Origin of the sequence: uncultured Campylobacter sp., from assembly GCF_937973075.1 — a bacterium.
Classification (GTDB): Bacteria; Campylobacterota; Campylobacteria; order Campylobacterales; family Campylobacteraceae; genus Campylobacter_B.
The window spans coordinates 1-10,658 of record NZ_CALBWL010000064.1 but is presented as its reverse complement, the minus strand read 5'-3'; the positions used below and the strand labels follow the sequence as shown (position 1 = coordinate 10,658).

Below are 10,658 nucleotides of genomic sequence, written 5' to 3'. Positions count from 1 at the left end.
TAAAAATGCGCGGCAAAGTGCCGCGCCGTATTTTGATTATATCGTGCTGAAGCGCGATAGATTAGTCTTTCTTTTTCATATCGTATTTATTGACCATAAATCCGACCAAGCCTACGAAAAATAGACCGCCGCAGATGTTACCTAGCGTAACCGGGATCATATTTTTAACGATGAAATTTCCCCAGTTTATTGAATCTATTTGAGCCGCCGTTACGCCGTGAAGTGAGCTTGCAAGAGCATTTACATCGCCACCTGCAGCCGCAAGATAGTGGCCTTTAGCGATGATGCCTTCAGTTAGGATAAACATATTTGCCACGCAGTGTTCCATCGAGCAAGCTACGAATGCGCCGATCATCCACATAATTGCAAAGAATTTACCCGATAGATTGCTCTCGCTGGTCGCAGTCCAGATAGACATACATACAAACACGTTACAAAAAATTCCGCGGATGAATAGCTCGTGAAAAGGTGCGTTTATTTTGCCTGCTGCTGCAGGAATGAAGTGCTGCAAGATGTAGCCATCATATTTAAGCGGAAGTCCTGAGTAATAATACATATACGCGATTAACGCACCGCCTACGAAGTTAAAGCACCAAACGATAGCCCAATAGCCGATAGTTTTACCTAGCGGCAATTTGCCGTCGGCAGCAGGTACACCCGTTAAAACCGAGCTAGTAAATAGATGCCCGCCATAAAAAACCACCATCATCAGACCGCAGCTAAAGGTAATACCACCGATGAAATTCGATAAGCCAATAGATTGCTTTTCAGCCATTCCGACGGTCGAGTGAGCCCAGAAAATATCGCCCATAGCGATTGCAGCGCCCGCCATTATAGCTAGAAAAATTATGCTAATTAGCGGGGTATGCGCCTTGTGTTGCATCGAACTAGACACCGCTTGCGCGGTTTCTGCAGGATTTAACATTTACTCCTCCTCATTTAAATTTGAATCAATTTCTAATATACGCTCATAAGCTTTTTGCGCACTTTTTTTTGCGCTCTCGCTTAGCCCTTCTTTAAAATCAAGGACGTTATCGAGCAGCACGCTGATACCCAAAAACAACGTCTTTGGGCAAATTTTGCGCAGATAGCTTAGAAGCACCGGCGTAGGCAGGTTATGCGTCGAGTAGATATAGTCGCGATCGTTGCTGAGATCGAAAAATTCTATCTTATCCTTATCAAAGCCGCTCATCGCATCTACTACGATCAGAATTTCAGGGGCGAATTCCCTAAGGGCTGCAAATTCGTTTTCGGGCACATCCTGCCCATAAAAAACGCGCCAATCTTTTAGATTTGCCTCGACTATTCGCCCTGTTTCATTGCCCACGTCGTCGTCGCCGCGAAGGGGATTGCCGATACAAAGCAACGCCTTTCGCATCAAAAATCCTTCCTTAGCACGAAGTATCCTTCGCGCATATTTTTTAGCAGATCTTTAAGCTCACATTCGCAAAGCTGAGGGATTAGCTTGGCTGCGTGCTCGGCAAAAATTTCAATCTCGAAATACTTGCTTAGGTTACCGATCTTAAATTTAACGTAGTCGCCCGAGTTCTCGATGATGCGTTTAAATTCTTCATCGTCTATCTCAAGTACCTTTTCGCTAAAATCGATCGTACCTACGCCATGACCGACGCAGGTGGAAAAAACCTTGATATCCTTTAGCTCTTTAGGTAAATTTTCGTTTTCGTCCATATGCCGCTTTGTAAGCTTAAAAACCTCAATCATCGTTTGCTCCAGACCTCTTTTTGCGGATCGATTTTAAATTCCTCCGTAGCGCGGGCGTATTTTAGATACACGTCATTGTGTAATAGCGCCATGCACTCCGCGTATCTAGGATCCTCTTCGGTATGGATAGCGTTAAGTAGAGCCTCGCGAGAAGCTTTTGGATCGTGAACATCAGATGAGGTTTTGATCGCATCCATATATTTTGCGAATAAAACTCTTCCGAAAATATAGCTCATCAGCCTCTTAGCTTCAGCTTGCAGATCGCGCTCGAATAAAATATCGCCTATAACTGAATTCTTGACCGGTGGCGGAAGAGTACTATCTTGCTCGTAGCTCTTCTTTTGAAGCTTTTGATCAATAATGCCAAGCGCCATGCCAAGACCATAGATGATGCTAGCAGGATGCGGAGGGCAGCCTGGGATATAAACATCTACCGGTACAATCTTATCGATGCCGCTCCATACGCTATATGCGTCATGGAAAATTCCACCGCTGCTTCCGCAGGCTCCCAGAGCTACTACGATCTTTGGATCAGGTGCAGCCTCATAAGCGCGGAGCAGCGGATAATACATCTGTCGAGTAACCGGACCGGTGCAGACTAAGATATCTGCGTGGCGAGGGTTGGCTACGAGTTTAAATCCGAAGCGCTCCGGATCCCACATCGGCGTGATAGAAGCAAAAATTTCGATTTCACAGCCGTTGCAACTTCCGCAGTCGATACGATAAACGCTGAAGCTTCGTTTGATATTTTTCAAAAGCTCCAATTTTGTGGTTAGATCGTTTGCGTTTTTAATATTTTCGGGGACTTGATACAAACTCATTTTATTGCCTCCTCTATACCTTTGGTCACTCTTTCGACCGCTTGAGCTTTTTTGCATTCAGGACAGATATAGAGATATTTTTTAGCTTCTTCTAATCTGCCTGGGAGCAAATTTGCCGTACTTAGCTTTTCTAGCGTGTAGTTGATGAGCCTTTTTGGGGTCATCGGCTTGCCGCAGCAGCTGCATTTTTCCATCTCAAGCTCGCCGTGTTGGATAAGTGCGCTTTTATCAAATTTTACCGCTAGCTCAAAGCTATTGCCTAGCCTTACCGCTCCCGTAGGGCATACCTCGTCGCAGCGACCACAAAATATGCAGCGTCCGCAATCAAATTCCCAAATTAGTTTAGTTTGGGCTTCGTTCATCTTAAGCTCAATCGCATTGGATGGGCAGGCGATACCGCATGCAGCACAGCCTATGCAAAGCTCATAGGTGTATTCAGGCTGCCCGCGAAAATTCTCGGGCACGATGTATGGCTCAAACGGATAAGCATAAGTCGCCTTACCATATTTTTCGGTAATGTCGAATAATTTCATCATCTTAAATCCTTTTTGCTAACCTTGCCGTCTTGGCAAAATTTCTTAAGGTCTTTTTCGGTTAGAATTTTACTCTTTCCGCTATTAATATCGACTAAAGTTACGCGCTCGGTGCATGAGTAGCACGGATCCATCGAGCATACGATTAGCGCCGCATCGGAGATGTTATTTCCGCGGAATTGAAATCGCAAGCTCGGCCAGTTATTATACGTAGCGGCGCGACATCTCCAGCGATAAACCTTCTGAGCGTTGCCCTGCATGATCCAGTGGACATTTTCGCCGCGCGGTGCTTCGTCGTGACCGAGCGCAAAATTCTCCGGCTTGATCATCGTTTTAGGATCGATACTGATCGGAGTTTGCGGCATTTGATGCAAGCACTGCCTGATGATGTGGATCGATTGTTTAAGCTCTTTATATCTTACGACTTCGCGGCTGAATACATCGCCACCGTGCTCTACGGCTACTTCGAATTCTATCTTGTTGAAGAAATCATAAGGGTGATCGTAGCGGTTGTCGCGTTTAAAACCGGAAGCTCTCATATTTGGACCTACCGGGCTAAAATCACGCGCCACTTTGCGATCTAATATGCCCACGCCTTTCCAGCGACCGATTTGGCGTTTATCCTCCATAACGGCGTCCCAAATTTCAGAAATTTGAACATCAAGTTTATTGATGATCTCGATGCTCTTGCGAATTTCATTGTCGGTCATATCGCGGCGAAGTCCGCCCATAATGACGTTGCCGTAGGTCTTGCGGCCGCCGGTTACGAGCTGAGCTAGCTCCATGGAGTATTCGCGCACCCTAAAGATATGCATAAAGGCGTTATAGTTACCCGTTACCTCGCAGGCTAGACCGATATTTAAAAGATGGCTGTGAAGGCGCTCGATCTCAAGGCAGATGACGCGGATGGCTTGCGCACGAAGTGGAATTTCAAGCTTGATGGCTTTCTCTGCTGCTTCAATACACGCAATTGCGTGAGCGTAGCCGCAAATTCCGCAGACGCGCTCTGCTAAATAGCCCATCTGATCATAATTCATTCGGTTTTCAGCTAGTTTCTCCATACCGCGGTGTTGATAAAACAAGCGGTAGTCCGCATCGATAATCTCATCGCCGTCGCAAAATAGTCTAAAGTGTCCCGGCTCATCGCTCGTTACGTGAAGAGGTCCAAGTGGAACATCTACTACTCCATCACCGCTAGGAAATAAAAACTCTGCATTAGGCTCGTCTTTATGATCTACAGGATCAGGCCTATAGCGGTAGTCCATCGCGTCTTTGCGAAGTGGATGAAGCCCATCCGGCCAATCGTCGCTTAATACCAAACGGCGTTTATCAGGCAAGCCCTCAGCGATTAAACCGAACATATCGAAAGCTTCTCTTTCGTACCATACGCAAGCAGGCACTAAAGGAGTAACTGATGGGAATGTAGGATCCGATCCAGGAATTAGCGTCCTAACGGTGATGAAGCATTTATCCTCTGCGGCGAAATCCTCCGCTTCGGTCATCTTACCACCTTCCATAGATATCGCATAGTAAAGCGCGAAATTTCCGTTTAGTTCGCGCTCATCGTTAGGGATCATCGTGCTGATAAAACCGCCGATGTCATAATATAGCGTCTTAACCGCAAGCGGCAGATCATTTCTATCCACTAAAACGGTAATTTGATCCTCGGCTTGGCGGGTAACTTCTAAGACCTTGACTTTGGTCTTTAAAATTTCTATAAATTTATCGCCTCTCATTTTTAACCTCTCATCATTATTCTAACGCCGTTTTCGACGAGCATCCAAAAATCACCTACGTGCCATACGCCGAAAATTATCACTAAAGCGCAAAGCAAGATTAGCGGTAAATTTTCAAACAAGCTCATCTCTTTAGCATAAACCACTTCACCTTTAGGCGTACCGAAGCTCGCTAGATTAAAGTGCGCGAAGTCCGCGATGAAAATAATTACGAGCGCGATCGCAAATAATGCTACGGCTATGTATTGACCGCTGGCTATCGCGCCTTTGAAAACGTTAAATTCGCTTACGAATATCGCAAACGCAGGAACACCTACGAGCGAGCAGACCGCAGCACCAAACATTATCGTAGTAAGCGGAGCGATTTTTACCATGCCGCCCATTCTAGACATATCTTTGTGACCGTAAATTCTGGCGATATTGCCAGTAGAGCAGAATGCAAGAGCCTTGGTAAAGCTGTGAGCTAAGCAGTGAAAGATCGCGGCAAGCAAGCCAAAATATCCGCCGATACCTAGCGCAAATGCAATAACACCCATATGAACGACCGAGTGGTAAGCAAACATCCTTTTTACGTCGTGTTGGCGAACGAGGAAAATTCCTGCTATAAATAGCGTGATCGTGCCCGAGATCAGCATCACGTGCTTAACGAAGTCTGGCCCTACCGCTTCGGCGCTTACCGCGTAATATCTAAATATCGCTAGCATCGCACATTTTAAAAGCACACCCGAAAGTAGTGCTGAAATAGGAGCCGGACCTTCTGCGTGAACGTCAGGAAGCCAAGTGTGAGTAGGAGCAAGTCCTGCTTTGGTTCCAAAGCCGATTAGAGCGAATATAAAGATAAGCTTAGCGGCATCTTTGTTTAAGCCTTTGGCGTGATCCATAATGCTAGTCCAAAGCATCGAAGCCTCGCCGTCGCCTGTAATTTTGAATGTAGCCGCATATAGTAAAACGGTAGCATAAAGCGCGAATGCTAAGCCGATCGAGCAGATGACGATATATTTGTAACCGCTCTCGGTAGATTTTTTATCTTTATGAATAGCGACCAAAAATACCGATGCTAACGTAGTGGCCTCTACTGCAGCCCACATAAACGCAACGTTGTTACAGATAACGCTAAGCGTCATCGTAAAAACGAAAACGTGACAGAGCGCATAGTATTTTCTAAGATCGCTAAGATCTAGATGACCGCCCTGTATCTCCCATTTCATATAGGTGGTGGAGTATAAATTTACCAAAAAGCCCGTTACGGCGATTAGCACTAAAAATACGCAGCCTAGGCTATCTAGGAATAGGAATTTATCGTATGCGTAAAAAGCCTCAAAGTTGCCGCTGATAAGCTTGCCTACGTTACAGAGTAGTCCTGCGGATGTAACTCCAGAAATCAAAACGTGTAGCGTGCTTAGGAGCTTGAAATTCTTAGGGCATAAGAATAATATCAGCGCTCCGAGCAACGGAAAAATTAATATAAAAGCTAAACTATTCATCATTAACCCCTTAAATTCGAAGCTTTAGACGTATCAAGTCCGTCATAGGCTTTGTAAAATCTAACCGCCAAAACGCTCATAATAATAACCGCAAAGATTGCATCGGTTAAAATTCCAAGCTCGACTAGCTCGTGAGAGTTGTAAGCCATAAGCGCAAGGCTTAGGTGGATGCCGTTTTCAAAGAGGCAGTAGGCTAGAATTTGCTTGATGAAAGAATTTCTTAGCATGAAGCCAAAAATCCCCATCATAAATACGGTTACAGCCGCTATTAGAACGATTCTTTCTTGAATAAGAGAGAATTTAAGCAAGATCGGATTGATTGTCATCGCAATCGCTAGCGAAAATCCCATCGCAATAACGGGGCTTACGAAAAAGCCGCCTACCGGCTCATCCTCGCTGATCACATCCAGCTTTTTAACTAGCCAAAATAAAATTCCCGGCACGAAAATAACCTTCGTAAAAAACGCCACTATCGCCCAAATTCTAAGCTGCGGCGCATTGAAGTTAGAATACAGCATAAAAAATATGCTTACCAAAAGTAGCGTCTGAATCGCGTAAATTCCGATCGAAAGCTTTAAATTTCTAAGTCCGAATACCGCGAGTGACGTTATTATCATACAAATTGCTAAAATATCAATACTATTCATCTTAAAATCCTACTACGTAAAGCGTTAATGCCGCAAAAGCAATGGCAAGAGCTCCGCATGAAATTTTGCGCATGCTCGAAGTCATTCTGAAGCGTGGTCCAAAGTTGTCGATGAAAACGGCTGCTACGTAAAATACGCCGGTTTTTAGCACAAAGATTATGATCGCCAAAAACGGATTGCTAAAATTCCACGGCTCAAATATCGTTAGGAATAATCCGATCATCGCAAATTGCTTCAAAATAAGCGCCGCTTGCACTAAGCCCAAATCGCTACCTGCATATTCGCCCAAAAGTCCTTCTTGAAGCTCTTGCTCGGCTTCGGCAAGATCAAATGGCTTTCTGCCGGTCTCGACATACATACACCATAAAAATGCAATCGAAGCGACAGCAAAGCTTGGAATTTGATAGCCGATCTGACCGCTGCGTACCATCCCCTGAATCTCAACTAAATTTGAAGTTCCCGCAGCCATCATTACTACGATTAGGCACATCATCATCACAGGTTCGACAAAAACGGCAAGCATCTGCTCGCGTCCGCCGCCGGTTGCGGCAAACGGGTTACCGCTATCTATCGAAGCCGCACCGAATACGAAGCGCAAAAGCGCACCTAGATATAAGATAACGAAAATATCCGAATATGCTCCGAAAATTTTATCGGTGGTTGGATCGCTGTATGTAATAGGAATAGCCGCCAAAATCGCTGCCGAAGTAGCGAATAGGAAAAACGGCGCCCACCTAAATACCCAGTGGCTGCACGCAGGAACGGTTCTGCCGCGCTTAAAAAGCTTAATAATATCGCGGTAAGTCTGGAAAAAATCGCTTCCTTGTTTCGACTGAAGCTTGGCTCGAAGTTTTCTCGCCATACCGTCGAAGAGTGGAGCGACTAGGACGATAACCGCGACTTGAAATATCATTAAAAATATAGTTTGTATAGTCTGCATCTTAAACCTCCTAGATCAAGAAATATCCGACGCCCAGTATCGCGCAAAGATAGATTAGGATGTAAAGCGTATATAAATTTGCATAGCCGCTTTGAATAATTCCTATCTTATCGGCGACCTTCTTACTCCAATCGATTACCGGTTGATAAATTATCGTCCACCAAATGTCTTGTGGATGGTTGTGATACTCGATCGGTCCGAAGTAGCCGTTTTGCTCTATTCTGCGTTTATGACCTCTAAATAACCAGTCCATAATCTTTCTTAAATCGCCGGTAAAAGGACCGCCAGTTATCTGCATGCGAGGGCTATATTTAAAGCCGCACGCCCAAGGATCGGTCTCACGAGGTTTGTCGCGATTTGCTTTCATAACCGCTAGGATGATAAACGGAAGCAGCATTGTAGAACACAAAATCACTGCAATAAGAGGAGTTGAAACGATACTTCCCAAAGGCGAAGTGATTGACGAAGCGCCTAGGCTTGCGACATACCCGCTATTGGAAGTGATAGAATTTACCGCCTGCATAATGTAATCGACTATGAAGTGTGCGCCTACGCCAAATCCTACGCAGCCTATCATCAAAATGATCATTCCTAAAACCATTCCTAATGGGCTTTCTTTTGCGTTCTCCCAAATTTTTTCATCCCTTGGGGTTCCTGCGAAGATTACCGCATAAAGCTTAAGGTGCATACCGACCAAAACGCCGGTGAGTGCAAGAGCGACCACCGCTAAAGAAAAGGCATATCTAATGAAAATTCCACTTTCCTTAGCACCTTGAAGCATTCCTTGATAGGTAAACCACTCTGAGACGAAGCCGTTTACCGGAGGAAGCGCTGCGATACCCATGATACCGATAAACATACCGACAGCAGTTAGAGGCATTTTTTTAGCTAGCCCTCCTAGCACGTCCATATTCTGCGTATGAGTAGCGTGGATTACAGAGCCTGCACATAAGAATAGCAAGCCTTTGAATATTGCGTGGTTTACTACGTGGTAGCAGCCTGCTAAAAATCCAACTGCGGCTAGCGTTACATTGCCTGCTGCGACGCCGTAAATTCCGGTACCAAGACCTAGTAGGATAATTCCGATATTTTCAACTGAGTGGTACGCAAGGAGCGCTTTAAAGTCGTGCTGGCACAACGCGTATAAAACGCCAAAAAGCGAGCTAGCTGCTCCTAGGATCAAAACTGCAAGCCCAAAATAGATGCTTAGCGGCAAAAATAGCGTAAATTTAACAAGCGTAAAGAGCGCTACTTTAATCATAACGCCGCTCATCAGTGCAGAGACATTCGATGGAGCCGCAGGGTGAGCTTGCGGTAGCCAAACGTGAAAAGGCCACATTCCCGCTTTTGAGCCGAAGCCGACCAAAAACAAGATGAATGCTGCTACAGAAGCACCCATCGGCATATTTACGTTTCCCCACTTCGCAAATTCAAAGCTGCCTGCGTAGTTTGCAATGATAAGTAATCCACAGGTGATACAAAATGCACCGATCTGCGCTATACCTAGATATACCATAACGGCTTTGAGCGTGCCTTTGCCATCGTTTACTATGATTAGAAATGACGAGATTAGTGTCATAAGCTCCCATAAAACAGCGAAGCAAAATACATTATCTGCGCTGATGACTAAAAGCATAGATAAGATGAAGGTATTAAATAAACATGCAAAAACGCCAATATTTGCCTTTCCGATATATTCCTCGGCGTAGCTCATACCGTAAACGCTGCTTGCAAAGCCTATAAAAACGACTACGAAGCTGAAGAAATTTCCAAGCGGGCTTAAAGCAAATTTTGGCGCATATAAGAAAGTACCGCCCAAAATGAAGCTGTCGCTTACGCCCATATTGGCTACGAAATGACACATCGCGTAAAAACAGCTGATAGCACCTAATCCAAATCCCACCTTAACGGCAGTTTTTGGAGCGCAGTATAAAAGGATACTAATTACTGCACTGACGATAAATAAAGTATAGACGCTTATCATTTTGCGCCTCCTTCTTTTTTGGCGACGCAACTGATTTCGCCGTTTAACACGTCTTTTGCAAAAGCATTAGCCGCATCGTAGTCTATCGCAAAGCCCAATTTATGCTTGCCCTCTTTAGGATCTATCATAATGATAGCGCTAGTTGGGCAAACCTCGACGCATGCAGGACCGTTCTCGCGTCCGTTGCATAGATCGCATTTGATGGCGGTGCTTTTGGCGCCCGCCTGGCTTTCGATCTCGAGATAATACTTCGGCTCGACCGCATAATTTACTGACGGCATAAGCTCGGCATTCGAGCTGATCGCGCCATAAGGACAGGCGAGTGTACACATCTTGCATCCGATGCAAATTTCTTCGTGCAATTCGATATAGTTATTATCGAAGCGAAGCGCACCGGTAGGGCAGACATTTGCGCATGGTCCGTCATCGCACTGCCTGCACTGCGTAGGCATAACGCCATAAGCCTGTCTAAGCACGGTAAGTCGCGATTTAGCAAGCTTGCCGCGCTCGTAGGCACTTGAGTAACAGGCTGCCATGCACGTCGTGCAACCGATACATCGTTTGTAATCGCAGATTACAAATTTATGTTGTTTCATACCTTTCTCCTTGACTTAAGGAATTTTAAAAATTTTTTACTAAAAATTTTGGTGTAATTATATTTAAGTCCGTAAAAAAATTCCGTCATTTATCTGACGATATTTGGAATTTATTTGATAAATTTGCTTTAAAAGCTTAAATTTAAAAACTAATTTCTTTTTTAAACCGGTTCGTTGATTATTTGCTTAAAAAGT

General features: G+C 44.8%; 11 protein-coding genes. All 11 read right to left on the bottom strand.

The window, feature by feature from the left end:
• Positions 1–61: 61 nt before the first annotated feature.
• The 11 genes from Q0274_RS08505 to Q0274_RS08455 are packed head-to-tail and all read right to left on the bottom strand — an operon-like array spanning position 62 to position 10,463.
• The gene (locus tag Q0274_RS08505) at positions 62–925 is read right to left on the bottom strand and encodes a formate/nitrite transporter family protein (protein WP_005871911.1); all 864 of its coding nucleotides are present in this window, start codon (positions 923–925) and stop codon (positions 62–64) included.
• Positions 926–1,378, bottom strand: a complete 453-nt coding sequence (locus Q0274_RS08500) for a hydrogenase 3 maturation endopeptidase HyCI (RefSeq protein WP_298028935.1) — start codon at positions 1,376–1,378, stop codon at positions 926–928.
• Positions 1,378–1,722: a formate hydrogenlyase maturation HycH family protein gene (locus tag Q0274_RS08495; protein WP_005871907.1), complete on the bottom strand. Its 345-nt coding sequence runs from the start codon at positions 1,720–1,722 to the stop codon at positions 1,378–1,380. The genes Q0274_RS08500 and Q0274_RS08495 overlap by 1 nt, the downstream gene beginning before the upstream one ends.
• Complete coding sequence (locus Q0274_RS08490; RefSeq protein ID WP_298028933.1) at positions 1,719–2,543, bottom strand: NADH-quinone oxidoreductase subunit B family protein; 825 nt, start codon at positions 2,541–2,543, stop codon at positions 1,719–1,721. Before Q0274_RS08490 ends, Q0274_RS08495 begins: the two co-directional genes overlap by 4 nt.
• Positions 2,540–3,079 (bottom strand): formate hydrogenlyase complex iron-sulfur subunit, encoded by a 540-nt coding sequence (locus Q0274_RS08485; RefSeq protein ID WP_177386902.1) that lies wholly within the window; start codon positions 3,077–3,079, stop codon positions 2,540–2,542. The genes Q0274_RS08490 and Q0274_RS08485 overlap by 4 nt, the downstream gene beginning before the upstream one ends.
• Positions 3,076–4,812, bottom strand: a complete 1,737-nt coding sequence (locus Q0274_RS08480; protein ID WP_298028932.1) for an NADH-quinone oxidoreductase subunit C — start codon at positions 4,810–4,812, stop codon at positions 3,076–3,078. The genes Q0274_RS08485 and Q0274_RS08480 overlap by 4 nt, the downstream gene beginning before the upstream one ends.
• A 2-nt stretch (positions 4,813–4,814) precedes the next feature.
• The gene (locus Q0274_RS08475; protein WP_298028930.1) at positions 4,815–6,296 is read right to left on the bottom strand and encodes a hydrogenase 4 subunit F; all 1,482 of its coding nucleotides are present in this window, start codon (positions 6,294–6,296) and stop codon (positions 4,815–4,817) included.
• A gap of 2 nt (positions 6,297–6,298) precedes the next feature.
• Positions 6,299–6,943 carry a hydrogenase 4 membrane subunit gene (hyfE, locus tag Q0274_RS08470; protein WP_177386905.1) on the bottom strand — a complete coding sequence of 215 codons (645 nt, stop codon included), beginning with the start codon at positions 6,941–6,943 and terminating at the stop codon, positions 6,299–6,301.
• Position 6,944: 1 nt separating this feature from the next.
• Positions 6,945–7,883 (bottom strand): NADH-quinone oxidoreductase subunit H, encoded by a 939-nt coding sequence (locus Q0274_RS08465; RefSeq protein ID WP_291936444.1) that lies wholly within the window; start codon positions 7,881–7,883, stop codon positions 6,945–6,947.
• A gap of 10 nt (positions 7,884–7,893) precedes the next feature.
• Complete coding sequence (locus Q0274_RS08460) at positions 7,894–9,867, bottom strand: proton-conducting transporter membrane subunit (RefSeq protein WP_298028928.1); 1,974 nt, start codon at positions 9,865–9,867, stop codon at positions 7,894–7,896.
• Positions 9,864–10,463 carry a 4Fe-4S dicluster domain-containing protein gene (locus Q0274_RS08455; RefSeq protein WP_005871891.1) on the bottom strand — a complete coding sequence of 200 codons (600 nt, stop codon included), beginning with the start codon at positions 10,461–10,463 and terminating at the stop codon, positions 9,864–9,866. The genes Q0274_RS08460 and Q0274_RS08455 overlap by 4 nt, the downstream gene beginning before the upstream one ends.
• Positions 10,464–10,658: the final 195 nt, after the last annotated feature.

Coding starts and splice junctions, on each gene's coding strand:
- Q0274_RS08505 (WP_005871911.1), bottom strand. CDS start 925: ATGTTAAATCCTGCAGAAACCGCGCAAGCGGTGTCTAGTTCGATGCAA.
- Q0274_RS08500 (WP_298028935.1), bottom strand. CDS start 1,378: ATGCGAAAGGCGTTGCTTTGTATCGGCAATCCCCTTCGCGGCGACGAC.
- Q0274_RS08495 (WP_005871907.1), bottom strand. CDS start 1,722: ATGATTGAGGTTTTTAAGCTTACAAAGCGGCATATGGACGAAAACGAA.
- Q0274_RS08490 (WP_298028933.1), bottom strand. CDS start 2,543: ATGAGTTTGTATCAAGTCCCCGAAAATATTAAAAACGCAAACGATCTA.
- Q0274_RS08485 (WP_177386902.1), bottom strand. CDS start 3,079: ATGATGAAATTATTCGACATTACCGAAAAATATGGTAAGGCGACTTAT.
- Q0274_RS08480 (WP_298028932.1), bottom strand. CDS start 4,812: ATGAGAGGCGATAAATTTATAGAAATTTTAAAGACCAAAGTCAAGGTC.
- Q0274_RS08475 (WP_298028930.1), bottom strand. CDS start 6,296: ATGAATAGTTTAGCTTTTATATTAATTTTTCCGTTGCTCGGAGCGCTG.
- hyfE (WP_177386905.1), bottom strand. CDS start 6,943: ATGAATAGTATTGATATTTTAGCAATTTGTATGATAATAACGTCACTC.
- Q0274_RS08465 (WP_291936444.1), bottom strand. CDS start 7,883: ATGCAGACTATACAAACTATATTTTTAATGATATTTCAAGTCGCGGTT.
- Q0274_RS08460 (WP_298028928.1), bottom strand. CDS start 9,867: ATGATAAGCGTCTATACTTTATTTATCGTCAGTGCAGTAATTAGTATC.
- Q0274_RS08455 (WP_005871891.1), bottom strand. CDS start 10,463: ATGAAACAACATAAATTTGTAATCTGCGATTACAAACGATGTATCGGT.